This is a genomic window from Mycobacterium paraense (assembly GCF_002101815.1).
Classification (GTDB): domain Bacteria; phylum Actinomycetota; class Actinomycetes; order Mycobacteriales; family Mycobacteriaceae; genus Mycobacterium; species Mycobacterium paraense.
The window spans coordinates 199,453-222,051 of sequence record NZ_LQPM01000010.1 but is presented as its reverse complement, the minus strand read 5'-3'; the positions used below and the strand labels follow the sequence as shown (position 1 = coordinate 222,051).

25 protein-coding genes are annotated in these 22,599 nt (G+C 69.5%); 15 read left to right on the top strand and 10 right to left on the bottom strand.

Annotated elements, in window-relative coordinates; genetic code table 11:
* Positions 1-37 precede the first annotated feature (37 nt).
* Positions 38-715 (top strand): hypothetical protein, encoded by a 678-nt coding sequence (locus AWB89_RS09965; protein ID WP_085100318.1) that lies wholly within the window; start codon positions 38-40, stop codon positions 713-715.
* Between the two features lie 27 nt (positions 716-742).
* Entirely contained in the window at positions 743-1,540 is a 798-nt protein-coding gene (locus AWB89_RS09960; protein WP_085173238.1) for a YqjF family protein, read from the top strand.
* On the opposite strand, the gene AWB89_RS09955 is transcribed toward AWB89_RS09960, so the two are convergent.
* Entirely contained in the window at positions 1,512-2,279 is a 768-nt protein-coding gene (locus AWB89_RS09955) for an SDR family oxidoreductase (RefSeq protein ID WP_085173236.1), read from the bottom strand. The genes AWB89_RS09960 and AWB89_RS09955 overlap by 29 nt on opposite strands.
* A 58-nt stretch (positions 2,280-2,337) precedes the next feature.
* On the opposite strand from AWB89_RS09955, the gene AWB89_RS09950 reads away from it, so the two are divergent.
* Positions 2,338-2,814 (top strand): nuclear transport factor 2 family protein, encoded by a 477-nt coding sequence (locus AWB89_RS09950; RefSeq protein ID WP_085173234.1) that lies wholly within the window; start codon positions 2,338-2,340, stop codon positions 2,812-2,814.
* 79 nt (positions 2,815-2,893) lie between these two features.
* On the opposite strand, the gene AWB89_RS09945 is transcribed toward AWB89_RS09950, so the two are convergent.
* Both AWB89_RS09945 and AWB89_RS09940 read right to left on the bottom strand, forming a co-directional pair.
* Positions 2,894-3,643, bottom strand: a complete 750-nt coding sequence (locus AWB89_RS09945; protein WP_085173232.1) for a DJ-1/PfpI family protein — start codon at positions 3,641-3,643, stop codon at positions 2,894-2,896.
* 20 nt (positions 3,644-3,663) lie between these two features.
* Complete coding sequence (locus AWB89_RS09940) at positions 3,664-4,614, bottom strand: GlxA family transcriptional regulator (RefSeq protein ID WP_085173230.1); 951 nt, start codon at positions 4,612-4,614, stop codon at positions 3,664-3,666.
* Between the two features lie 111 nt (positions 4,615-4,725).
* Here AWB89_RS09940 and tpx point away from each other — a divergent pair, with 111 nt between their 5' ends.
* Entirely contained in the window at positions 4,726-5,220 is a 495-nt protein-coding gene (tpx, locus tag AWB89_RS09935) for a thiol peroxidase (protein WP_085100300.1), read from the top strand.
* 75 nt (positions 5,221-5,295) lie between these two features.
* Positions 5,296-5,601, top strand: coding sequence for a DUF4333 domain-containing protein (locus tag AWB89_RS09930; protein ID WP_241519400.1), 306 nt, complete (start codon positions 5,296-5,298; stop codon positions 5,599-5,601).
* A gap of 21 nt (positions 5,602-5,622) precedes the next feature.
* On the opposite strand, the gene AWB89_RS09925 is transcribed toward AWB89_RS09930, so the two are convergent.
* Together AWB89_RS09925 and AWB89_RS09920 are read right to left on the bottom strand one after the other, a co-directional pair.
* Positions 5,623-6,003 (bottom strand): NYN domain-containing protein, encoded by a 381-nt coding sequence (locus tag AWB89_RS09925; RefSeq protein ID WP_085173228.1) that lies wholly within the window; start codon positions 6,001-6,003, stop codon positions 5,623-5,625.
* A 34-nt stretch (positions 6,004-6,037) separates the two neighbouring features.
* Positions 6,038-6,478, bottom strand: coding sequence for a hypothetical protein (locus AWB89_RS09920; RefSeq protein ID WP_085100294.1), 441 nt, complete (start codon positions 6,476-6,478; stop codon positions 6,038-6,040).
* 50 nt (positions 6,479-6,528) lie between these two features.
* Between AWB89_RS09920 and AWB89_RS09915 the strand changes: the two genes are divergently transcribed.
* The 5 genes from AWB89_RS09915 (at position 6,529) to AWB89_RS09895 (ending at position 15,215) form a co-directional block, all read left to right on the top strand.
* Positions 6,529-7,713 (top strand): acyl-CoA dehydrogenase family protein, encoded by a 1,185-nt coding sequence (locus tag AWB89_RS09915; protein ID WP_085100291.1) that lies wholly within the window; start codon positions 6,529-6,531, stop codon positions 7,711-7,713.
* A 322-nt stretch (positions 7,714-8,035) separates the two neighbouring features.
* Complete coding sequence (locus AWB89_RS09910; RefSeq protein ID WP_085173226.1) at positions 8,036-9,490, top strand: condensation domain-containing protein; 1,455 nt, start codon at positions 8,036-8,038, stop codon at positions 9,488-9,490.
* Between the two features lie 29 nt (positions 9,491-9,519).
* Positions 9,520-10,860, top strand: a complete 1,341-nt coding sequence (locus tag AWB89_RS09905; RefSeq protein ID WP_085173224.1) for a hypothetical protein — start codon at positions 9,520-9,522, stop codon at positions 10,858-10,860.
* Positions 10,861-10,876: 16 nt separating this feature from the next.
* Positions 10,877-12,214 carry a hypothetical protein gene (locus AWB89_RS09900; RefSeq protein ID WP_085173222.1) on the top strand — a complete coding sequence of 446 codons (1,338 nt, stop codon included), beginning with the start codon at positions 10,877-10,879 and terminating at the stop codon, positions 12,212-12,214.
* 130 nt (positions 12,215-12,344) lie between these two features.
* Positions 12,345-15,215, top strand: a complete 2,871-nt coding sequence (locus tag AWB89_RS09895) for an MMPL/RND family transporter (protein WP_085173220.1) — start codon at positions 12,345-12,347, stop codon at positions 15,213-15,215.
* Positions 15,216-15,245: 30 nt separating this feature from the next.
* Here the strand turns inward: AWB89_RS09895 and AWB89_RS09890 are convergent, their stop codons facing one another.
* The 3 genes from AWB89_RS09890 to AWB89_RS09880 form a co-directional block, all read right to left on the bottom strand.
* Entirely contained in the window at positions 15,246-15,941 is a 696-nt protein-coding gene (locus tag AWB89_RS09890) for a response regulator (protein ID WP_085100276.1), read from the bottom strand.
* The gene (locus tag AWB89_RS09885; RefSeq protein ID WP_241520456.1) at positions 15,923-17,608 is read right to left on the bottom strand and encodes a sensor histidine kinase; all 1,686 of its coding nucleotides are present in this window, start codon (positions 17,606-17,608) and stop codon (positions 15,923-15,925) included. Before AWB89_RS09885 ends, AWB89_RS09890 begins: the two co-directional genes overlap by 19 nt.
* An 88-nt stretch (positions 17,609-17,696) precedes the next feature.
* A complete protein-coding gene (locus AWB89_RS09880) occupies positions 17,697-17,987 on the bottom strand; it encodes a hypothetical protein (RefSeq protein WP_085100273.1) in 291 nt (96 codons plus the stop codon).
* A gap of 88 nt (positions 17,988-18,075) precedes the next feature.
* Between AWB89_RS09880 and AWB89_RS09875 the strand changes: the two genes are divergently transcribed.
* Positions 18,076-18,978: an NAD-dependent epimerase/dehydratase family protein gene (locus tag AWB89_RS09875; protein ID WP_085101425.1), complete on the top strand. Its 903-nt coding sequence runs from the start codon at positions 18,076-18,078 to the stop codon at positions 18,976-18,978.
* Positions 18,979-18,991: 13 nt separating this feature from the next.
* Here the strand turns inward: AWB89_RS09875 and AWB89_RS09870 are convergent, their stop codons facing one another.
* Positions 18,992-19,582, bottom strand: coding sequence for a TetR/AcrR family transcriptional regulator (locus AWB89_RS09870; protein WP_085173218.1), 591 nt, complete (start codon positions 19,580-19,582; stop codon positions 18,992-18,994).
* A gap of 80 nt (positions 19,583-19,662) precedes the next feature.
* On the opposite strand from AWB89_RS09870, the gene AWB89_RS09865 reads away from it, so the two are divergent.
* Genes AWB89_RS09865 through AWB89_RS09850 form a run of 4 tightly spaced genes read left to right on the top strand, consistent with a single transcriptional unit; the run spans position 19,663 to position 22,207 of the window.
* Complete coding sequence (locus tag AWB89_RS09865; RefSeq protein WP_085173216.1) at positions 19,663-20,475, top strand: class I SAM-dependent methyltransferase; 813 nt, start codon at positions 19,663-19,665, stop codon at positions 20,473-20,475.
* Positions 20,468-21,322, top strand: coding sequence for a lysophospholipid acyltransferase family protein (locus AWB89_RS09860; protein ID WP_085173214.1), 855 nt, complete (start codon positions 20,468-20,470; stop codon positions 21,320-21,322). Before AWB89_RS09865 ends, AWB89_RS09860 begins: the two co-directional genes overlap by 8 nt.
* 14 nt (positions 21,323-21,336) lie before the next feature.
* The gene (locus AWB89_RS09855) at positions 21,337-21,792 is read left to right on the top strand and encodes a helix-turn-helix transcriptional regulator (protein ID WP_170929160.1); all 456 of its coding nucleotides are present in this window, start codon (positions 21,337-21,339) and stop codon (positions 21,790-21,792) included.
* A 4-nt stretch (positions 21,793-21,796) separates the two neighbouring features.
* Positions 21,797-22,207, top strand: a complete 411-nt coding sequence (locus AWB89_RS09850; protein WP_085100261.1) for a VOC family protein — start codon at positions 21,797-21,799, stop codon at positions 22,205-22,207.
* Between the two features lie 65 nt (positions 22,208-22,272).
* Here AWB89_RS09850 and AWB89_RS09845 read toward each other — a convergent pair whose 3' ends face one another.
* The gene (locus AWB89_RS09845) at positions 22,273-22,527 is read right to left on the bottom strand and encodes a hypothetical protein (protein WP_085100258.1); all 255 of its coding nucleotides are present in this window, start codon (positions 22,525-22,527) and stop codon (positions 22,273-22,275) included.
* Positions 22,528-22,599: the final 72 nt, after the last annotated feature.

Below are 22,599 nucleotides of genomic sequence, written 5' to 3'. Positions count from 1 at the left end.
CCCTCGCCGGAAGGCGCTGCGGTGGCATCCTGGCGGGGTGGGTCTGCTCATCCGACTGGCGGAGCTCCTGATCGTGATCCTGCCGCTGACGGGCATGGTGATCGCCGCGGTGCGGGCGTTCACCGCCAACAGGCGGCGCGCTGAACGGCCGCGGGAGCTGGATCAAACGCGCCCGGCGGAAGTTGCGGGAACGCCGAGCAGCAACGCCAATAGCCAAGCGGCGCAATGGCGTTCGCTCCGGCGCGTCATCGAGGAGCACACCCGCACCGACGCGCGGTGGCTCGAGTACGAACTCGACGTCGCCAAGCTTCTCGACTTCCCGCTGATGACCGACATGCGCGATCCGCTCACGGTCGGCTTCCACAAAGCCAAGCTGCGGGCGGACTTCCTGCGCCCCGTCAAGGCCGAAGACCTCCTGGACGATCGGGAGGCCGCGGCGCGGTACCAATCCGCGGTCGAGGACTACGTGACCGCGTTCAACGTCGCCGAGGCCGAGGCCACGCGCAGGCGCCGCAGCGACTTCTCGGCCGAAGGCCGGCAGCGCATCGCGCGCGCCCAGAGCCTGCTGCGGGTGGCCGCGGACCCCGCCGCGGCGCCGCAGGAACGGCAACAGGCGTTCGACCTGGCGCGCAAAGAACTCGACGGCCTCATCGTATTGCCCGCCACGACGCAGGCCAGCATCGAGCGGGGGATCTCCGGTCAACTGGAGGGATAGGCGGCAAAGACGTGCCACGATGATCGCATGGCCGTCCCTCCCGAGCTTCCGGACGCGCGACCGGGTCTCGCGGGGTACCCGGTCACGCCGCCGCGGCTTGCGGGCCGAGTCACCTTCGAGCAGCGCTGGGCCGATCTGACGTTCATCCACTGGCCGGTGCGGCCCGACAGCGTCGAAGCGCTGTACCCGCCGGGCACCCGCCCGGACGTCTTCGCGGACGGGATGACCTATGTGTCGCTGATCCCGTTCGTGCTCGACAGCACCCGGGTTGGCACCGCGTTGCCGTTGCCGTACTTCGGCCGTTTCGCCGAGACCAACGTCCGGCTCTATTCGATCGACGACGCCGACCGGCACGGCGTGTTGTTCCGGTCGCTCGAAACCGCGCGCCTGGCCGCCGTGGCCGCGATACGGATGGGCCTCGGCGTGCCCTACACCTGGGCGAAGATGCGGGTGACGCGCCGCGGCGACCACGTCACCTACGACAGCGTGCGCCGCCTGCCCCACCGCGGCCTGCGCAGCCGGGTGACCGTCGTCCTGGGCGACGTGGTCGAGCCGACACCGCTGGAGGTCTGGCTCACCGCACGGTGGGGCGCGCACACCCGCAAGGCCGGCCGGACCTGGTGGGTGCCCAACGAGCACGACCCGTGGCCGATGCGCGCGGCCGAAATCGTCGAATTGAGCGACGAATTGGTGGGCGCGGGCGGGGTGCGGCCCGCCGGCGAGGGCCTGCGCGCCCTGTTCTCGGAGGGCGTGCGGGCGCGTTTCGGTCGCCCCTGCCTGGCGGACCGACGCGCGATCAGGGGCAGGAATAGCCGCCGTCGATGACGATGTCGGAGCCGGTCATGTAGCTGGACGCCTCGCTGGCCAGATATACGTACAGGGCGCCGAGTTCCTCGGGCCGGCCCAGGCGGCCCATCGGTATCTTCGGCTCCCACTGGGCGTGCAGGTCGACCATGGGCATGACGAGCTCCGTGAGGATGTAGCCCGGACTGACGCTGTTGACCCGGATGTGGTGCGGCGCAAACTCGACGGCCATCGCCTTGGTCAGGTGAATGACCGCCGCCTTGGACGCGCAGTAGTGGCCGACCTGCTGCGGGATGTTGATGATGTGCCCGGACATCGACGCCGTGGTGATGATGGCCCCGCCTCGCCCCTGCGCAACCATCGCGCGCGCCGCGGCCCGGGCGGTCAGGAACACCCCCGTCACGTTGGTGTCCTGGATGCGCTGGAACTCCTCGGGCGGCATGTCGAGCATCGGTGTGACGGTGATGATCCCGGCGTTGCACACCGCGATGTCGACGCCGCCCAGCTCCGCGGTCACCCGGTCCAGCATGCCGTCGACCTGGTCCGGCCGGGTCACGTCGCAAGTGACGGGCAGGACCCGGCCGCCGGCCGCTTCGAGCTCGGCGGCGATCTCCTCCAACGCCTCGGAATGTCGGGCCGCGATCGCCACCTCCGCGCCGGCTTGGACGTAGGCCAGCGCCACTTCCTTGCCGATGCCGCTGGACGCCCCGGTGACCAGAGCCTTCTTGCCGCGCAAGTCGAACAAGTTCAGCACGCCCATGCTTTGTCCCCATTCAGAGCAGTCACCTTGCATCGAAGCACGTTCTAGTGTGTCCGCTATGGGCAAATTCAGCAGGACCGAAATCGAGCAAGCCGTCGACCACTACACGACGGTCGTCGAGGGGTGCAGCGCCTCGGGCGACTGGAGACCGTTCGCGGATCTCTTCACCGAGGACGTCGTCTACACCGAGCACCACTACGGCGTCTTCCACGGCCGCGAGGCGGTGCGGGACTGGATCGTCGCGGTGATGGCGCCCTTCCCGCACATGCGTTTTCCGAACGACTGGATTGCCTACGACGACGACAACGACGCCGTCGTCATCATGATCAAGAACCTGCTCGACCACCCGACCGATCCGGACGGCGAGCCGTTCTGGTTTCCCAACTGGACTCGGCTGGTCTACGCCGGCGACGGCCTGTTCGCCAGCGAGGAGGACATCTACAACCCGAACCGCGACGCGCCGGGTGCCGTGGGGGCGTGGCTGCAGGCCGGCGGCCAGCTGGCGTCTACCGAATTCCTCCAGCCCAACGCGTAGCGGGCCCTGCCGGCCGAGTGTGCAATCTGCGACGCTGCCGCAGCGTGTCGCGTCGTGAAATGCACGCTCGGCGTCGGAATCAGTGCGCGTCCGCCGGGATGGCCCGCCTGCGCCGGCGCGACCGGACCGCACCCAGCGCCTGATCCCATGCCAGCAGGGTGGTGGCCTTCAGGTTGGCGGGCTTGACGCTGTCCCTGGACAGCAGCGCCGTGGCGGCGGCCTTCGTGGTCGCCGACGCCTTGGACATGTGACCGGAGTCGAACGGCGGTTGCGGGTCGTATTCGATCGCGAGCTGGATCGCCTTGGCGCGCCCCTCGCCGCCGATCTGGCCCGCCAACCACAGCGCGAGGTCCAGCCCTGCAGACACTCCCGCACTCGTGATCACCTTGTCCTCGTGCACGATTCGCTCGTCGGACACCGGGGTGGCGCCGAATGCCTTCAGCGCGGGAAGGGCGATCCAGTGGGACGTGGCGCGGCGGTCCTTGAGCAGGCCGGCGGCCGCCAGGATCACCGAGCCCGAGCACACCGACGTCGTCCAGCCGGCGGTCGAATGCGCCCGGCGCAGCCACTCGAGCAGCGCCTCGTCGCGGGCGTGCACCGGGGTCGACGGGCCGCCCGGCACGAGAATCACGTCGGGGGAGGGGGTTTCGGCCAGCGAGTGGGTGGCGCCGATGACCAGCACGCCGGAATCGGCGGTGACGGGCCCGGATTCGTGCCACACGAATCGCACCTCGGCGCCGGGCAGGTTGCGCAGCACCTCGTACGGGCCGATCATGTCCAGCGCCGTGAAGCCCGGGTAGGCCACGATAGCGATTTGGGTCTGGGACATCGGGGGTGATCCTTTCTCGATCAGGCGAAAGCCTTGCGATATTGGTCCGGCGAAATGCCGACGCGCCGAATGAAGTTGCGCCGCATCGTTTCCGCGGTCCCGAAGCCACACCGGGCCGCGATCGCGACGACGGTGTCGTCGGTCTCCTCCAGCTGGCGGCGCGCGGCTTCGGTGCGAATGCGTTCGACGTAGTGTCCCGGGGCCTCACCCACCTCGTCGGTGAAGACACGGGTGAAGTGGCGCGGGCTCATCGCCGCGCGGCGGGCCAGCTCGCCGATGCTGTGCTGGCCGCCCGGTTGGGCCTCGATGGCCTCCTGCACCTCGCGAACGGAGGTGCGTTTGGCGCGCGGCATCCACACCGGCGCCGCGAATTGTGTCTGGCCGCCCGGGCGGCGCAAGTACAGCACCAGCCAGCGGGCGACCGTCTGCGCGACGTCGGTGCCGTGGTCGTCCTCGACCAGGGACAGCGAGAGATCGATGCCGGCGGTGACGCCCGCGGCCGTCCACACCGTCTCCGAGCTACGGACGAAGATCGGGTCCGGATCGACGTCGACGGCCGGGAATTCCCGGGCCAACCGCCCGGCGAACGCCCAGTGTGTGGTCACCCGGCGGCCGTCCAGCAGGCCCGCCTCGGCGGCGAGGAACGCGCCCGTGCAGACCGTGACCACCCGGCGGGCATTCCCGGTGACCCTTTTGATCCAGTCGAGCAACTCCGGATCGGACCGCGCGTCCTCGACCCCGCCACCGCCCGGCAGCACGACGGTGTCGATGGCGTCGCTCGGGTCGGGCAGCGGCCGGGCCAGGAAGGCCAGGCCGGTGGCGGTGGTCACCGGCTGGCCGTCGACCGAGGCCACCAGGACGTCGTACCCGCCGTCGGTCAGCAGCGACGCGCCGGTGAACACGTCGTGGGGTCCCACCACGTCGAGCGCCTGAACGCCGGGAAAGCCGACGATCACAACCCTGCGAGCCATGCAGTCAGTCTCGGCCAGAGGCGGTTATGGCGTCTACGCCTAGTAGCCCACGAATTAGGACATGCGGACCTGACCCGAGGCCTCCGCACGGGGCTTGGCAGACTGTGCCCCATGGCACAGATAACCTTGCGTGGAAACCCGATCAACACCGTCGGCGAGCTCCCTGCCGTCGGATCCCCGGCCCCGGCTTTCAACCTGGTCGGCACGGATTTGGGCGCGGTCAGCAACGACCAGTTCAGCGGTAAGCCCGTGGTGCTGAACATCTTTCCCTCCATCGATACCCCGGTGTGTGCGACGAGCGTGAGGACCTTCAACCAGCGCGCGGCGGACAGCGGCGCGTCCGTGTTGTGCGTGTCGAACGATCTGCCGTTCGCGCAGGCGCGCTTCTGTGGCGCGGAGGGCATCGAGAACGTCAAGACCGGGTCGGCGTTCCGCGACAGCTTCGGCCAGGACTACGGCGTCAGCATCGTCGACGGACCGATGGCCGGGCTGCTGGCGCGCGCGGTGGTCGTGGTCGGCGCCGACGGCAAGGTCGCCTACACCGAGTTGGTGCCCGAGATCGCGCAGGAGCCCGACTACGACGCGGCGCTGGCGGCGGTGGGCTGACACCGTCGTTTGCAGTAGCTCGCGGCCGCATGCTCTGAGCAGTGAGATCGCGGCCGTCGCGTGTTAGCCTCAGCGATGGCAAACCGCAGGGTCACCGTCGTCGCCGGCATGCTCGCAACCCTGGTCGTCGCGACCGCGTGCAGCCCCAAGTCCACCGTCAAACCAGAGGGCGCGGCGCAGTCCGTCGTCGACGTCGTCTCCAGCCAGACGGGCTTTCACCCGACCGACGTGCACTGCCCGTCGGGGGTGGAGGCCAAGGTCGGCCAGGAGTTCGACTGCCACTTCACCGGCCCCGAGGGCAAGCCCTACACCGCGCACATGCGCATCACCAAGGTCGACGGTGAACGGGTCGACTTCGACGTCAGAAGCCGTCCGTCGTAATCGGCCCCAGCGGGGGCGCGGTCACCGGCCGCGCGGGTCGATGAGGTCGCGAAAGCCCGCCGCGGGGTAGACGGAGGCGCCCAGCGTCGCGACCCGATCGGTCAGCCCTTTGTCCGATGTCACCACCCGGATGTCGTGCGGCCGCGCGTCGGCCGCCACCAGTCGGACGATCTCGTCGTCGGCGGAGTTCGCGGCCGGCCTGGGGGCGTACGCGACCTCGATCACGGCCGATTCGATGGCGGTCGCCGGCGGGCGCTCAAACACCACGGTCACCTGCTCTCCTTGCCCCGCCGCCCATCGGTCGAGCCTGTCCACCAGCGTGACCATGGCGCGGCCGCGGTCCTTCCACCACCCGTCGGGCCGTGTTCCGATCACGTTCATGCCGTCGACGATCCACCGCACAGACACACGGTAGGGCACACCGGTTGCAGCGCAGTCATTTCCAGGCCAACTGGGCGAGGCTGAACAGCACCAGCACCGTCAGCGTCAGCAACTGCGGCCAGGGTCGCCACGGCGCGTCCTGGATCGCGTACGACATCTCTTTCAGCGGTGAGGTGGGCGGCGGGGCGGCCCGCTCCCGCGCCACCGGCCGGTGAAACCGGTGGAAGTACAGCTGGATGAGCGTCGCACCGACCCACAGCCCGCCCAGAAAGCCCGCGGGGTCCGCACCGCGCCACAGGAACAGGGCGGCGATCGCCACGGTGAAGGCCATCAGCACCACGTCGGACGTGTCGGTGGCCGAGGCCTTGCCACCGTACTGTTTGTCCAGCAAGGCGCGCCGTCTGCGGTACGGCAGTGCGAAAAACGCGAACTTTGTGATGATGTGCAGGCCGAGTACTACGGCGGCGACGGTCGCGATGGTATTAACTACGGTCACCGGTATCAGTGTTGTCCACTGATGCCTCACACCGATGATGGGAAACGCCGATGACGTCGTTAGCCGACACGGAAGACCGGGTGGTCTCGCTGGCCCGCGGCATGCGGGACCTCGTGCAGGCCCAAGCCGCCGAGTCCGAGCGGGCGCGCACGCTGACCCCGGCGATCGTCGACGAAATGTGGGCCAGCGGGCTGATGTCGTCGTTCAACCCCGCCGAGGCCGGCGGCGTCGAGCCGTCGTTCACCGAGATGATCGAAACCTGGATCGAAATGGCTTGGCAGGACGGATCGTTCGGGTGGATCGGCATCGCCAACCTGCCGTCGTCCTTCGCCGCCGCGGCGTACCTGCCCGACGAGGGCTTCGCGGAGGTGTTCACGGCGCACGACAACCGGGTGACGCTGGGCGGGCAGTTCTTTCCCAATGGGCAGGGCGCCGCGGTCGACGGCGGGTACCGGGTGACCGGGGCGTGGAACTTCGGCTCGGGCATCGGCCACTCTGAGTACGTCGCGGCCGGGTTCCTGCCGATGGACAACGGCGAAATGCGTTGGGTCAGCGAGGGCTTCCCGGAGATGCGCGTCGCGGTGATTCCGCGCGAGCAGATCAGCTTCAACGACGGCTGGTACGTCCAGGGCCTCAAGGGAACCGGCTCGTACGACTACAGCGTCGAGGACGTGTTCGTGCCGTCCAGCCGCACCTTCGAGCTGTTCGTCCGGGAGCCGTACCGCGGCAGCTCACCGGCCACGCGGATGGGGCTGATGCCGGTCACCGCGGCCGGTCACGCCTCGTGGGCGCTCGGCGTCGCCAAGAGCATGCTCGACGACGTCCAGGAGCTGGCGGCGACGAAGTTCCGGATGAGCGACATGGCCTCGCTGGCCAGCCGCCCGACGTTCCAGAAGGGGCTGGCGCACCATCGCGCGGCGTGGCGCGCCGCGCGCCTGCTGGTGATCGACGCGTTCACCACCGCCGAGGCCGCCGTCGCGGCCGGCGACGACCTGACGCCGGCCCTGCGCGCCGACATGCGGGTGGCCGCCGTCTATGCGACCGACACGGCCCGGGCCTGCGCCGAATGGGCGCATCTGGTCGCGGGCACCAGCTCCATCCGTGAGGGCAGCCGCCTGGAGCGCGCCTTCCGCGACATCTACACCGGAACCCAGCACGCCTTCATCAGCGAGAAGGTCGCCATCGACGTGGCGCAGATCTGGCTGGGCATCATCGAGGACCAACCGGGTCTGTAAGCCTCGCTTGGACGCCGAAATCGACGCGAGCGCGCTTGCCACTCGAACTTCTCCGCGCCGGCGTCGATTTCGACGAAGGGCCCTGCCTCAGCCGGTGACACACCCCTGAGCACAATGCGCAAAACCGGGTAATCGTCGCTTATTTCGACTATCGCCCACAACCGCGACACCGGCCACGGCGCGCCGTAATTTCGGTTTCAACAGATAACCGAATACACCGCACCAACGCGGCGCGACGGCCCAATTCGCTTCAGCGCGAACGTGATTCGCAAACTCCGTCCGACGCTGCGCCGAAAAGTGCGGAGCAATGGAGGGACGGGGAATGGTCACATTAGGAAGCATCAACGGATGGCAGCCGGCCGACGGTCCGGTCACCACGTGGATGGCCTCGCCCGCGGCGCGAGCCGCGGCCCACAACGCGCGGCGCAGCGATCTGGCACCGAGCTACCAGCGGATGCGGCACCTGCGGGCCGCGCGCGACGCCAAAGCGAGGGGCGCGCAGCTGCCCCGGCTGATGGTGGTCGCGTGGGAGATCCCCGGCGTCTGCGACATTGCGGCCATGACGGCGGCGATCAACGCGCACGTCCGCCGCCACGACGCCTACCACGACTGGTTCGAATTCGAGGGCGACACCATTGTCCGCCGCACCATCGACGACCCCGAAGCCATCGACTTCGTCCCCATCGACTTCGGGACCATGGACACCGAGCGGATCCGCACCCACGCCCTGGCGACGACTCCGGAGACGCTGCAGTGGGACTGCTTCACCTTCGGCATCGTCCAGCACGCCGACTCGTTCAGTTTCTACGCCAGCGTCGACCATCTCCACATCGACGGCATGTCCGCCGGCCTGATCTTCTTCGACGTCCACCTGATGTACCACCACCTGTCCCAAACCGGGGGACAAGCCAGCCTCCTGCCGGGCGTGGCGAGCTACCGCAGCTTCGCCGCGCGCCAGCACGAGGCGGTGGCGAGCCTGACCCTTTCCTCCCCGGGGATCCGGGAGTGGATCGAGTTCGCCCGCGACACCGGCGGCGAGTGGCCGAGCTTTCCGCTCCCGGTCGGTGACAGCGAGTCCACCACCAAGGGCAACTTCCTCACCGTCGACCTGCTGGACGCCGCCGACACCGAGTCGTTCGAGAGCGCCTGCCGCGCGGCCGGCGCCCGGTTCAGCGGGGGAGTGCTGGCCTGCGCGGCCTTCGCCGAGCACGAGTTCACCGGCAGCGACACGTATCACGGCTTCACGTCGTTCGACACGCGCACTCCGGGCATCGACTCGATGACGGTGGGCTGGTTCGCCAACCTGGTTCCGGTCACCGTGCCGATCTGCACCGCCACGTTCGCCGAGGCGGCCCGGGCGGCGCAGGCGTCGTTCGACGCAGGCAAGCCCCTCGCGGGCGTGCCGGTGGAGCGGGCCATCGAGCTGGCGACTCAGCTGCAGTTGGCGATCAAGCCGCCCACTGCGCGGGCAATGATGGTGTCCTTCATGGACTTTCGCAAGATCCCCGCGGTCGACCTGTTCGAGCAGACCAACTGGGGCACCTACGCGGACAGCCTGTCGCACGGCGGCATCAACCTGTGGATCAACCGGCAGACCGACAAGACCACGGCGACGATCTCCTTCCCGGACAACGCCGAAGCGCGCAAGTCGGTGCACCGTTACCTCGCGGCGCTGACCCAGGCGTTCACCTACGCGATCAAGACCACCCCCGACTGGGTGGATGCCGTTGCGGACCATGCGAATTCGGACCACGGCATACCGGTCATCAGCCGCTGACAAACCCCTGCCACGAAAGGACCAAGCAAATGACCAACGTACTCGACCTGTTCGACCAGACCCTGTTTCGCTTCGAGGAGGCGACCGGCGTGACCAGCGTCGGCCAGTGCGTCTGGGTGTACGACCGCGCGATCGACATCGACGGCCTGCGCCGGTTCCACCGACACCTGCAGCGAGGCAGGCTGGCGCGCCGCATCGAACGCTCGCCCCTGCCGTTCGGGCGGCACCGCTGGGTCGCGCCCGCCGACGCCTCCGAGCTGGAGATCGTCGCGACGCCCCGTCCGCGCGAGGAGTTCGAGGACTGGCTGCGCGAGCAGGCCGCGACGCGCTTGGACGCCGAGCGCGGGCCGGGCTTTCACCTGGCGGTGCTCCCGTTCACCGACGGCGGCGCCGGGGTGAGCCTGGTGGCCCTGCACAGCCTCGCCGACGGCATGGCGGGCTGCCTGGCGGTGGTGGAGGCGGCCTGCGGCTATGACAGCGCCATGGACTGGCCGGCGGCCGGGTCGCGCCGCCGGTGGCAGGCGCTGCGCGAGGACGCCCGCCAGACGGTGCGCGACCTTCCCGAGATCCGCCGCGCCGTGAAAGCTGCTGTCGCCGCGGCACGCTCGGCACGGGGCGACGGTGCCGCTCAGACCGCCCCACCCGCCGGCGGGGACGAGCCCGTCACCATCCCGACCACCACGATCTTCATCGACGCCGACGAGTGGGACGCCCGCGCGGAGGCGCTCGGCGGGACCAGCAACGCGCTGCTCGCGGGGCTGGCGACCCGCCTGGCGCAGCGGGTGGGACGGGTCACGGCCGACGGCTCGATCACCCTGGCGATCCCCGTCAGCGAGCGCACCGCCGACGACACCCGCGCCAACGCCGTCGCCAACGTCGACGTGACCGTCGACCCCGCGCCCGCGGCGACGAACCTGCGCGGCATCCGCGCCGCGATCAAGGAAGCGCTCATTCACCGCCAGGAGGCGTCCGACGAGCGGGAGGCGCTGCTGCCCCTGGTTCCGCTGCTGCCCAAGCGGATCGCCAAGCGGTGCGTGGGCGTCGCCACCGGCAACGCGACCGGGGTCGTCTCCTCGAACCTGGGTGCCGCGCCCGCGGCCGTCAACCGGCCCGACGGCACCGACGCCGACTACGTCTCCGTCACCTCGCTGTACCCGGGCATGACGAAGGCGACGATGGAACGCACCGGCGGAGTGCTGGCCCTGCTGTCGGCGCGCGTGCACGGGCAGGTCTTCGTCTCCGTCCAGGCGTACCAGCTGGGACGGCACAACTCCGAAGACGGTTTGAAGCAAGCCCTTTCGGGCGCGCTCGCGGACTTCGCACTCCACGCGACCAACGGCTGGCCGGCCCCCGTGGCCGCCGCACGATAGAGAGGACCTCACGACCATGAACACCACACTCGACCTCTTCGACCAGACCTTCGCCACCCTGGAGCGGGCGACCGGCGTCCTCGGACAGCTGCAGTGCGTCTGGGTGTACGACCGGGCGATCGACATCGACGGCCTGCGCCGGTTCCACCACAACCTGCGGCGGGGTCGGCTGTCGCGCCGGATCGAGCGCTCGGCCCTGCCGTTCGGCCGCCATCGCTGGGTCGCCGGCGGCGGTCGCTCCGAGCTCGAGATCGCCGCGCCGCGGCCGCGCGAAGGATTCGACGCCTGGCTGCGCGAGCAGGCCGCGACGCCCCTGGACGTCGAGCGCGGGCCCGCATGGCATCTCGCGGTGCTCCCGTTCACCGACGGCGGCGCCGGGGTGAGCCTGGTCGTCCCGCATGCCCTCACCGACGGGATCGGGCTGTGCGACGCACTGGCGGACGCCGACTTCGGGCGCGGCGACCCGATCGACTGGCCCGCCGCGGGGTCGCGGCGGCGGTGGCAGGCGCTGCGCGACGACGCCCGCCAAACCGCGCGCGACATCCCCGGCATCGGCCGCGCCATCAAGGCCGCGGTCGCCGCCGCCCGCCCCGGCGACGACGGCGCCGCGCCGCCCAGCGTGGGCGGCCCCGACGAATCCATCACGCTGCCAACGGAAACGGTCTTCGTCGGCTCGGACGACTGGGACGCCTGCGCGAAAGCGCTTGGCGGAACCAGCAACACACTGCTGGCGGCCCTGGCGGCCCGGCTCGCCCAGCGCGTGGGCCGGCTCACCGCGGACGGCTCGGCGACCGTCGCCATCCCCGTCAACGAGCGCATCGCGGGCGACACCCGCGCCAACGCCGTCGCCAACGTCGGCATCACGGTCGACCCCGCGCGTGCGGTGACCGACCTGCGCGACATCCGGGCCGCAACCAAGGACGCGCTGACCCGCCGTCAGGACGTTCCCGACACGCGGCGCGAGTTGCTGCCCCTGGTTCCGCTGATGCCGCAGCGCCTGGTGCGCCGCATCGTCGGCGTGGCCGCGGGGAGCCCCACCACCGTGGTGGCCTCCAACGTCGGGGTGATCGACCCGGCCGCCTGCCGCCCGGACGGCACGCCGGCCGACCAGTTCGCGATCAAGGCCCCGCACCCGGACACCACCACGGCGATCATGGACCGGTTCGGGGGAATGCTGTCGCTGGCGTCGGGACGGGCGAACGGACAGGTGTTCGTCTCCGTGGTGGCATACCAGCCGGGTCGGGCCAACTCGAACCGGGCCTTGCGCCAGGCGCTTTCGGCCGCCCTGGCCGACTTCGCGCTCACCGCCACGATCGGCTTTCCGCGCCCCGTGCCGGCCGGCGCGGCGGGGTAGCCGCGAGCCGAGCACAACGCGCAAAACCGGTGAATCGTGGCTAATCCCGGCTATCGCTCACAAGCGAGACACGGGTCCGCGCGCCGCCATAAATTCCCAGGTAACCGAAGCGAACTTGAGGGGTTTCACCATGATCGAACAGTCATCCAAGGCGGCCAGCGGCGCGTTCGGGATTCTGGGGCGCGCCGCCGTGCGCGCGCCCTGGCTGGTGATCGCCGCCTGGGCCGCGGTGGTGGCCGTGCTGGCCGTGGCCTTCCCCCCGCTGACCAAGGTGGTCGAGGGCCAGACGGTGCAGCCGCTGCCGGCCAAGGCCATGGCCGCGGCCGAGCAGATGGCCAAGGACTTCGGTGAATCCGCCCAGAACGTCCTGATCGTCGTCCTCACCGACGACCGCGGCCTGCAGCCGGCCGACGAGGACGCCTACGGCAAGCTGGCCGCCGCGCTCCGCGGCCAGGCCGGAGACGTGAGCGGTGTGCAGGACGTCGTCGGCACGCCCGCGCTGCGCCCGCTGCTGGTCAGCGCGGACCACAAGGCGTTCTACCTGGCGGTGATGCTGCGGGCGCCCGCCGGATCGCCCGAGTCGTCGGCGGCGTACCAACGGATCGCCGACGTCGTCAAGCGCTCGACCGCGGGCACCCCGCTGACCGCGAACGTGACCGGGCAGGCCGCCATGGTCGGCGACATGTCGATCGTCACCGCCCGCGACATGCACATGACCGAGATCGTCACGGCGTTGTTCGTGCTGGTCATCCTGCTGGTGATCTACCGGCGGCCCGTGACCGTGCTGCTGCCGCTGATCACCATCGGAGTCTCGGTAGCCTCGGCGCAGGGGGTGGTGTCCGGGCTTGCGCAGGTCGGGCTCGGGGTGTCGGCGCTGACGATCGCGTTGATGACCGCCATGATCTTCGGCGCCGGCACCGACTATGCGGTCTTTTTGATCAGCCGCTACCACGAGTACATCCGGTCCGGCGTCGATTCCGACCTGGCCGTGCGCAAGGCGCTGAGTTCCATCGGAGAGGTCATCGCGGGCTCGGCCGCCACCGTTGCCGTCACGTTCCTGGGCATGGTCTTCACCCGGCTGCCCGCGTTCACGAGTATCGGTCCGGCACTGGCGATTTCGATCGCGATCGCGTTTCTGGCCGCCGTCACGCTGCTGCCGGCCATCCTCGTGCTGGCCGGTCGGCGCGGCTGGGTGGCGCCGCGGTCCCCGTTGACCGGCCGCCTGTGGCGGCGGTCCGCCGTTCAGCTGGTTCGGCGGCCGAAAACCCATCTGCTGGTGAGCCTGTCGGTGTTGATCGCGCTCGCGGGGTGCGCGGCCTTCCTTCGGCCCACCTTCAACGACCGCCTGCAGTTGCCGCAGGCGGCGCCCAGCAACGTCGGCTTTTCGGCGATGGAGAGCCACTTCTCGACGAGCGCCCTGCTGCCGCAGTACATCTACGTCCGCTCGCCGCACGACCTCCGGACGTCGCGGTCGCTGGCCGACCTCGACCAGATGGCGCAACGCGTCTCGCAGTTGCCCAATATCGCTGCGGTGCGCGGCATCACGCGGCCCGACGGCCAGCCGCTCGACCAGGCCAAGCTCAGCTCGCAGGCCGGAGCCGTCGGCGGCAAGCTGCAAGACGCCTCGACGCAGATCAACGACCGGACCACCGACCTCGACGCGCTGACGAGCGGCGCCGACAAATTGGCGGCCAGCCTCGCCGAGGTTCGCGACCAAATCCGGGCCGCCGCCGGGCCCGCGACGCAGCTCAGCGCGACGGTCGCCCAGGTGCAGCAGCAGCTCTCGGGCGCCCAAGGCGTGCTGGACACCATCCGCGGTCTCGCGAACGGGTCGGTGTCGGCACTGGTCGCCACCGTGGCGGCGGCGGCCGGCCCGATGTTCAACGGCGCGACCGCACAACCCGCGGCCAGTGGCATCCAGGCCGGGGTGCAGAACCTGACCGCGCTGTTGGCCTCGGCGAGCAATGGTTTGCGGACGGCGGCGGGCAGCACCGCCGGTGTCCAGCAGAAGATTGCGCAAATGCAGGCGGCCGCCGATCAGTTGGCCGACGGCAGCCGGCGGCTGGCCGACGGCGTGCGCGCCCTCGTCGACCAGACCAAGAAGATGGGCCTGGGCATGAATCAGGCTGCGGACCTGCTGCTGTCGATGAAGCGCGACGCCGCCGGCCAATCCATGTCGGGCATGTACATCCCGCCCCAGGCGCTCAGTTCGGATGACTTCAAGAACGCCGCGAAGCTGTTCTTCTCGCCCGACGGGCACTCCGTGCGCTACCTGGTGGAGACCAAGTTCGACCCGTTCAGCACGGCCGCGATGGACCAGGTCGCGTCGATTCTCGACACGGCCCGCGGCGCCCAGCCGAACACCTCGCTCTCGGACGCATCGATCTCGCTGGTCGGGACGACCGCGATGTACAGCGCGATTCGCGGCTACTACGACAACGACGTCCGCCTGATCGTGGTCATGACGCTCCTGATCGTGTTCGTCATCCTGGTGCTGTTGCTCCGCGCGATCGTGGCCCCGCTGTATCTCATTGCCTCCGTGGTGATCTCGTTCCTGTCGGCCGTGGGGGTGGGAGTCGTCTTCTTCCAGTTCGTGCTCCATCAGCCGATCTATTGGAACGTGCAGGCGACGGCGTTCATCGTGTTGGTCGCCGTCGGGGCGGACTACAACCTGCTGTTGATCACCCGGATTCGGGAAGAGTCGCGCACCGGCGTCCGCTCGGGCATCATCCGCGCGGTGCGTTCGACGGGCGGCGTGATCACCTCGGCGGGCATCATCTTCGCCGCCTCGATGTCCGGGCTGTTGTTCGGCAGCCTCTCGACGATGGTGCAGACCGGGTTCATCATCGGCATGGGCATCTTGATCGACACCTTCGTGGTGCGCACCGTCACGGTGCCGGCCCTGGCGGCGCTGGTCGGCGAGGCCAACTGGTGGCCCGCCAGGCCAAGGCGCGTCGAGCCTGCGCACAGATCGCGGTTGGCCGGCAAAATCGCGCGCTGAACGCAATCTCGACGCGACCGCTTCTGCCAGTCAGCGCGGCAGGCGGGGGCGGCGCTTGTCGGCCGCGGCGAACTCCTGTTCGGGTCGGCCGGTGGTGCCGTAGCGCAGCCCGACGGCGACGTCACCGGCGGTGGCCAGCGCAGCCAGGTAGCGCTGCGCGGTGGCCCGCGAAATGCCGATCGCCGCGGACACCTCCGCCGCCGACATCGGCTTGTCCGAGGTGCGCAACGCTTGCAGGACAAGCTGTTTGGTGGACGAAGCCGCGATGGTGGCGGGCGCCGGGGGAGCGACCCTGGGTCGCAGCGCGTCGAGCGCCGCGTCCACGTCGCCGGAGCTGAGTTCGGGGCCGGCCAGGATCTTGCGGTAGCGGGCGTAGCCGGCAAGCCGCGCGGCCAGCTCGGTGGTCGCGAACGGCTTGACGAGGTAGCTCAGCGCGCCCGCCGACATGGCCGCGCGGATGGTGGCCGCCTCGGTGGCCGCGGTCAATACCATGCTGTCGCCGTGCAATTCGCGGACGAAGTCGACTCCCGAACCGTCGGGCAGGTACACGTCGACGAGGGCGAGGTCGATGTCGGGCGCCTCGGCGAGCGCCTTGCGCGCGGCCTCGAGGGTGTTCACCGTGGCGGTCACGGTGAAGCCGGGCAGGGTGTTGACGACCTCGGCATGCATGTTGGCGACCCGAAAGTCGTCGTCGACCACCAGCACGGTCAGGTCTGCGTCGCCCATTGCGCCTCCTCAACCATCACGCCCGGCAGCCGGGCGATGAATTCCGCTCCGCGCAGCCGCAACTCCGCGTTGCCGGCACTGGCCAGCAAGAGATCGCCGCCGAGCGCGCGAGTGATCTGCCGCGACAGCGCGAGGCCGATGCCCCGGCCGCCCGGTATGCCGGAGTCCGGCTTGGTGGTGGTTCCCTCCGTGAAGAGCTGGTCGACGAAGCCGGGCGCGACGCCGTCACCGCTGTCGGCGACCGTGATGTGCAGCGTCGTACCGTCTTGCAACAGCTCGACTTCCACCTCTTTGACGGCGTTGCCGCTCGTCCGGACCGCGTCGATCGCGTTGTCGAGCAAGTTACCCAGGACCGTGGTGACGTCGACGGGCAGCACGAGCCGGCCGGGCACCCAGGTGTTTTCACCGATGGTGAGCGTCACGCCGGCTTCGCGCGCGGCCGCGCCCTTGGCCGCCAGGAACGCCTGCAGGTACGCGTCACGGATCGCGTCGATGCCCGGCAGGGCGGAGCCCAACGGCCCGGACCCCAGCAGCTCCTCGAGGTATTGCAGCCCCTCCTCGACATGACCGCCGTGCAACAGCCCGGTCAGCAGGTGCAGCCGGTTGGCGAACTCGTGGCGCTGGGCGCGCAACACGGTGCTCATCACCTGCACCGCGTCGAGCTGGCGGGTCAGCGATTCGACGTCGGTTCGATCCCGCGCGACCAGCACGGTGCCCAGCTCGCGGCCCTCGCGCGACACGTGCCGCGCCGAGACGACCACGATGCGTTCGCCGACGGTGGCCAGACTGGGGGTCGCATCCGCGGCCTTGAACACGTCGAGCACCCGCGGAGTGAGCCCGATTTCGTCGACGGGCCGGCCCGGTTCGTTGCCGATTTCGAGCAGCCGGCAGGCCTCGTCGTTGACGAAGGTCGTCTTGCCGGTGGTGTCGGCGGCGACCACGCCCTCACCGATGCCCTGCAGCACCGCCGCCTGGCTGCGCACCAGCCCGGTGATCTCGGCGGGCCGCAGGCCGAGCGTCAGCCCCCGCCATCGGCGCGCCAGCGCCGCGGAGCCGGCGCCGCCGATCAGCAGCGCCACGACTCCCAACGCGGCCAGCACGCGCAGGTTCTTCGAGAACTGGTCGTCGAAAGTCTTCGTGGAGATGCCGACGATCACCACGCCCAGTACGCGATTCGAAACGGGTTCCAGCACTGGGACTTTGGCGACGATCGCCCGTCCGAAGACCGTGGAGTCGTGCGACACCACCTCGTGCCCGGCCACCGCCTGCGAGATATCCGCTTCGATGTGGGCTCCCAGCCTGTTGCGGTCGGGGTCCGCGAGCCGGACGCCTTGCGTGCTGCCGACGACCACGAACCGCACGTGCGTACGCTGCTCGACACGCGACGCGACGCTCTCGATCGGACCGGCCGCCAGTTCGTCGGTCAGTGCGGGGCTTGCCTTCAGAGCCGGATCGTCGTAGCGGGAGATGTTGTTGACGACCGTCGGGGACGAGGCCACCACGCGAGCGATATCCAGCGCGTGGACGTGATATTGGCTGTCCAGGCGCTGACGGTTGAACCACGCGAACATCCCGAACGCGAGGATCAGCGTCAGCGTCACGATGACGAGCTGCAGCAGCATCACCTGGGTGGCGAGCCGCAAATCGATACGACCCCTGGAGGCCATGCCGAGACCCTACCGCGCGGGTGAGCACAATGCGCGAAAGTCGGGCGGCGTCGTTGCCGCGAAGGCACTTTCGTGCCGCGCCGTCCCGTCAGACGGAGGGCTTGTCGCGCAGCCTCGTCGCGCCCGCCGCCGATTCGACGTATTCGGTGACGGCCTCGGGCGCGACCAGCCCGAACCGGACTTGCAGGTCGATCGGATTCAGCCCGAAGTAACTGGCCGCCCGGATCAGGTTGTCGGCGGTGATCAGCCTGCCCTCGCGAGCCGCCTTGTAGTAGGCCGACTTGCGGTAACCGAACGCCGCGTAGACCTCGGTGGCGGCGAGGGGCCGGCCCACCAGGTACCGCAAGACCACCGTCGGGTCCTTGTCGCGGTCGTCCATAATCCGAAAACATAGCCGACGGGGGCTGACGGCGCCTGGTATGAGGACACCGTCGGTCTCGGCGGCCGCCAGCGCCTACTATCAGCGCATGCGCGGCTCAAAGATCTTGATCACCGGCCCGACCGGTCAACTCGCCACTCCCATCGCCCTGGCGCTGGCGTCGGAAAACGAAGTGTGGGGCATCGCCCGCTTCAGCAATCCCGCCGCACGAGAAGCCCTCGAGAAGGCGGGGATTCGGTGTCAGACCGTCGACCTGGCGGCCGGGGACTTCACCGGCGTGCCGGACGACTTCGACTACGTCCTGAACTTGGCGGTCGCCAAGAGCGGGCATTGGGACAAGGACCTCGGCGCCAATGCGGAATCGGTCGGCCTGCTGATGGCCCACTGCCGCGGGGCGAAGGCCTTCCTGCACTGCTCCTCGGCGGCCGTCTACGACCCGCCCGACGACGAACCCCGAACCGAGCAAGCCGCGCTCGGCGACAACCACAAGTTCTTGTTCCCCACCTACTCGATCTCCAAGATCGCCGGGGAGGTCGTCGCCCGGGCGATGGCGCGCATCCTCAACGTGCCGACGACCATCGCCCGCCTCAACGTGCCCTACGGCAACAACGGCGGGTGGCCGTACTACCACATGGAGATGATGCTGGCCGGCATCCCGATCCCGGTCCCGCCCGGCGGACCGGCCCGCTACAACCCGATCCACGAAGACGACATCATCGCCACGGTCCCCAAGCTGCTCGAGGCGGCGTCGGTCCCGGCGACCACCGTCAACTGGTGCGGCGACCAGGCCGTCAGCCTGCAGGAGTGGTGCGCCTACCTCGGCTCGCTCGTCGGCAAGGAGCCGGTGTTCGAGGAAAGCGCGCACGCGCTGCGGGGCAATCCGACCGACGGGGAGCGGATGCACGAGCTCATCGGCGGCACGAAGGTCGACTGGCAGGACGGGTTGCGCCGCATGGCGGCGAAGTTCCATCCGGAACTGGTCGGCGCGTAGGGCGAACGCCCGATCACCGGCGGCCTGACGGCTCGCTCTCGACGGGCTTGACGATGCGGGCGGCCGCCTCGACGGCCGCGGCGCGGCGGCGCGCGACAACCTTCGCGTCAGTCGTCACGGCGGCGGGGTCGGGCCAATGCGCCCAGGCCAGGCCGACCGCGAACAGGAGCACCAGCAGCTGCTGCGGATCCCAGGAAGGGTCGACGTGGCCGTCGGCTTGGGCCTGTTCCAGTGCGGCGAGGGCCTTTTCGGGTGGGTGCTCTCCGTCGAACTCCGGCTTGTCGAGCGGGAAGCCTTCCAGCTGGGCCCAGGTGATCATCCGCAGGTGTTCGGGCCGCCGCTGCGCCAGGTCGAAGACGCCGCCGACGAACTCGGGCACCGCCTCGGGGCGCAATTCGACGGCGTGAAAGAACTCCGCGCCGTCGGTGGCAACGACGTCCCGAAAGAGGGTCTCCTTGTCGCCGAAGTGCGCGTACAGCCGTTCCTTGCTGGCGCTGGCCGCGCGAGCGATGCGGTCGATGCGCGCCCCGGCCAAGCCGTACTGGGCGAACTCGGCACGGGCGGCCGCAAGTATCTCGCCGCGCAACTCGGTCTTGGTCCTCACGGGAATATCATAGACAGACGAACCGGTTCGTTTGTTATGGTGGTGACGAGAACGGACTGACAACGACGAAGGAGGCCGCGATGGCCACGACCGATGTGCTGCAGGCAGACATAGCGACCATGCCCCGGGGCGGCCCCGACGCGTCGTGGCTGGACCGTCAGTTCGAGACGGATGCGCTGGAGTATCTCGACCGCGACGACGTGGCGGACGAGGTCAAGCAGAAGGTCATTCGGATGCTCGACCGGATGGGCACCCTGACCAAGCAGCACGAGAGGCACGCGCGCACCGCGCTGGAAGTCGTCGCCGACATTCCGCATCCGCGCATCCTGGAGATCGGTGCGGGGCACGGAAAGCTTTCGGCGCAGATCCTCGAGCTGCACCCGACGGCCACCGTCACGGTCAGCGACCTGGACCCGACGTCCGTGGCCAACATCGCCGCGGGCGACCTCGGGAAGCACCCGCGGGCGCGGACGCAGGTGATCGACGCGACGGCGATCGACGCCGCCGACGACAGCTACGACCTCGTGGTGTTCGCGCTGGCGTTTCATCACCTGCCGCCGGCCGTGGCCAGCCGGGCGATCGCGGAGGCCACCCGGGTGGGCAAGCGCTTCCTCGTCATCGACCTCAAACGGCGGGGTCCGTTGGCGGTGCTGCTGTTTCCGGTGATGGCGCTGCCACTCCACCTGGCGCTGATGCCCTGGTCGTCGATTCAGCCCGGGCTGCACGACGGTTTCATCAGCGCACTGCGTGCCTACAGCCCGTCGGCGCTGAAGGCCCTTGGCCGCGCCGCCGACCCCCAGATGAAGGTCGAAATGCTGCCCAGCCCAACGCGACTCGGCCCGCCCTCGCAAACCGTCGTGTTCTCCCGTCCGGAAGCCGACGATCGTGGCTGAGAACACCGGCCTGGCCACCATCACGGAGCCCAGCGCGCGGGTGCAGACGCTGCGCCGGCTGCTCGACACCGTGAGCGACCGCCTGCACCCCGTCTTCGCGGTTTCCCGACCCTACGTGGACGGCATCGAAAACCTTCCCGGCGACGGGCGATTCCTGTTGGTGGGCAACCACACTCAGTTCGGCTCCGAGGTCTTCTTGATCTCCGATACGGTGCGACGCACGATCGGAACCCGGGTGCGCCCGCTGGCGGAACGGGGCTTCGGACGGATGCGTGGACTGCCCGCCGACCTGATCGCAGCGTTCGGTGCGGTGGTCGGCGCGCCGGAGACCGCGCGGGAGCTCATGCGCGACGACCAAACCATCCTGGTGTTCCCCGGGGGCGGCCGCGAGATCGCAAAGTTCAAAGGGGAGGAGTACACCCTGCGCTGGCAGGGACGCGCGGGATTCGCGCGGCTTTCGGTGGAAAACGGCTACCCGATCGTGCCGGCCGCCCTTGTCGGCGGCGACGACGTCTATCGCAGCTGGACGACCCGCGATGGCGCGTACGGAAAACTCAGCGAGGCGTTGGGCCGCAGGCTGAACGGGCGCCCGGACATGGCGATGCCCTTGCTGCGGGGGATCGGGCCAACCCTGATTCCCAGGCCCCAGCGCATGTATCTGCGGTTCGGGTCGCCGATCGATACCAGCAGGCCGCTGGGTGTCGACGGCCCGCAGTGGGTCGAGCTCGTCAAGGACCAAACGCAACGCGCGCTCGAGGAAAGCCTGGCGGACCTCCGAGCGCTGCGCGCCACCGACCCATACCGCAACCTCAATCCGTTGGCGTGGCGCGACGCGGCGACGCCCTAGGCCCGGGTGGCAACATGGCCAACGTGACCGCCATGCCCACCCAACAGCAACTGCGCGACCTCGCGCTGCTGCGCCGCGTCCGCGACCGGATCGACCGGGACTACGCGCAGCCGCTGGACGTCGAGGCGCTCGCCCGCGGGGTGCACATGTCCGCCGGGCACCTCAGCCGTGAATTCCGGCGCGCCTACGGCGAATCGCCCTATTCCTACCTGATGACGCGGCGCATCGAACGGGCGATGGCGTTGCTGCGTCGCGGCGACCTCAGCGTCACCGAGGTCTGTTTCGCGGTCGGCTGCTCGTCGCTGGGCACGTTCAGCACCCGGTTCACCGAGCTGGTCGGCATGCCGCCCAGCGCCTACCGGCGTCGGGCGGCCGACGCGACCGCGGGCATACCGCCGTGCGTCGCCAAGCAGGTGACCAGACCGATCAGGAATCGAGAAGCGCCCGTCGGCGGGCCGCACCTAGCCTGACGCCATGGACATCACGATTCACTCGAGCTTCCTCCCGCACGACGACCCGGAAGCCTCGCTGGCCTTCTATCGCGACACCCTCGGCTTCGAGGTCCGCCTCGACGTCGGGCAGGGCAAGATGCGCTGGATCACCGTCGGGCCCCCGGGCCAGCCGGGCACGTCCATCGTGCTGACCCCGCCGGCCGCCAACCCCGGCATCACCGACGACGAACGCCGCACCATCGCGGAGATGATGGCCAAGGGCACCTACGCGATGCTGCTGCTGGCCACCAAGGACCTCGACGGGGTGTTCGAGCAACTGCAAGCCGCCGACGCCGAAATCGTCCAGGAGCCAACCGAACAGCCCTACGGGCTCCGCGACTGCGCCGTGCGCGACCCGGCGGGTAACCTCATCCGCATTCAGCAATTGCGCTGAGCCGACAACGGGAAAAGTCCCGAATCTCAAGCAGATTCGGGACTTTCCGCTTCCGGCGGGCCGGATCAACTGCCCTTGAAATAGCGGGTCAGGAACGCGAAGGCCACGACCCCCGAGATGACACCGATCACGACCCAGAGCAGCAGCTGCGGAATCATGGCGCCGGCGACCCAATCGAAGGTCATTGCCAGGTAGAACCCCCAGATCACGCGGTAGACGCTCCAGACCGCAACCAAGGCGTTCGCGATCCCGATGTACAGGCTGCGCTGACGGTCGACCCGGTTGACCTGCTGTTCGAGGCTGGCGGGAACAAGCTTCATCTGTCTGACTTCCTTTCACGTGGCGCCGCCTGGTTGGCGTCGTCGTTGCGGCAAGTACAGAACGCGCGATTG

What these genes read in the sequence shown, in the direction of transcription:
- AWB89_RS09960 (WP_085173238.1), top strand. Translation starts at nt 743, where the DNA reads ATGGCCGTCCCTCCCGAGCTTCCGGACGCGCGACCGGGTCTCGCGGGG.
- AWB89_RS09955 (WP_085173236.1), bottom strand. Translation starts at nt 2,279, where the DNA reads ATGGGCGTGCTGAACTTGTTCGACTTGCGCGGCAAGAAGGCTCTGGTC.
- AWB89_RS09950 (WP_085173234.1), top strand. Translation starts at nt 2,338, where the DNA reads ATGGGCAAATTCAGCAGGACCGAAATCGAGCAAGCCGTCGACCACTAC.
- AWB89_RS09945 (WP_085173232.1), bottom strand. Translation starts at nt 3,643, where the DNA reads ATGTCCCAGACCCAAATCGCTATCGTGGCCTACCCGGGCTTCACGGCG.
- AWB89_RS09940 (WP_085173230.1), bottom strand. Translation starts at nt 4,614, where the DNA reads ATGGCTCGCAGGGTTGTGATCGTCGGCTTTCCCGGCGTTCAGGCGCTC.
- tpx (WP_085100300.1), top strand. Translation starts at nt 4,726, where the DNA reads ATGGCACAGATAACCTTGCGTGGAAACCCGATCAACACCGTCGGCGAG.
- AWB89_RS09930 (WP_241519400.1), top strand. Translation starts at nt 5,296, where the DNA reads ATGGCAAACCGCAGGGTCACCGTCGTCGCCGGCATGCTCGCAACCCTG.
- AWB89_RS09915 (WP_085100291.1), top strand. Translation starts at nt 6,529, where the DNA reads ATGACGTCGTTAGCCGACACGGAAGACCGGGTGGTCTCGCTGGCCCGC.
- AWB89_RS09910 (WP_085173226.1), top strand. Translation starts at nt 8,036, where the DNA reads ATGGTCACATTAGGAAGCATCAACGGATGGCAGCCGGCCGACGGTCCG.
- AWB89_RS09905 (WP_085173224.1), top strand. Translation starts at nt 9,520, where the DNA reads ATGACCAACGTACTCGACCTGTTCGACCAGACCCTGTTTCGCTTCGAG.
- AWB89_RS09900 (WP_085173222.1), top strand. Translation starts at nt 10,877, where the DNA reads ATGAACACCACACTCGACCTCTTCGACCAGACCTTCGCCACCCTGGAG.
- AWB89_RS09895 (WP_085173220.1), top strand. Translation starts at nt 12,345, where the DNA reads ATGATCGAACAGTCATCCAAGGCGGCCAGCGGCGCGTTCGGGATTCTG.
- AWB89_RS09890 (WP_085100276.1), bottom strand. Translation starts at nt 15,941, where the DNA reads ATGGGCGACGCAGACCTGACCGTGCTGGTGGTCGACGACGACTTTCGG.
- AWB89_RS09885 (WP_241520456.1), bottom strand. Translation starts at nt 17,608, where the DNA reads ATGGCCTCCAGGGGTCGTATCGATTTGCGGCTCGCCACCCAGGTGATG.
- AWB89_RS09880 (WP_085100273.1), bottom strand. Translation starts at nt 17,987, where the DNA reads ATGGACGACCGCGACAAGGACCCGACGGTGGTCTTGCGGTACCTGGTG.
- AWB89_RS09875 (WP_085101425.1), top strand. Translation starts at nt 18,076, where the DNA reads ATGCGCGGCTCAAAGATCTTGATCACCGGCCCGACCGGTCAACTCGCC.
- AWB89_RS09865 (WP_085173216.1), top strand. Translation starts at nt 19,663, where the DNA reads ATGGCCACGACCGATGTGCTGCAGGCAGACATAGCGACCATGCCCCGG.
- AWB89_RS09855 (WP_170929160.1), top strand. Translation starts at nt 21,337, where the DNA reads ATGGCCAACGTGACCGCCATGCCCACCCAACAGCAACTGCGCGACCTC.
- AWB89_RS09850 (WP_085100261.1), top strand. Translation starts at nt 21,797, where the DNA reads ATGGACATCACGATTCACTCGAGCTTCCTCCCGCACGACGACCCGGAA.
- AWB89_RS09845 (WP_085100258.1), bottom strand. Translation starts at nt 22,527, where the DNA reads ATGAAGCTTGTTCCCGCCAGCCTCGAACAGCAGGTCAACCGGGTCGAC.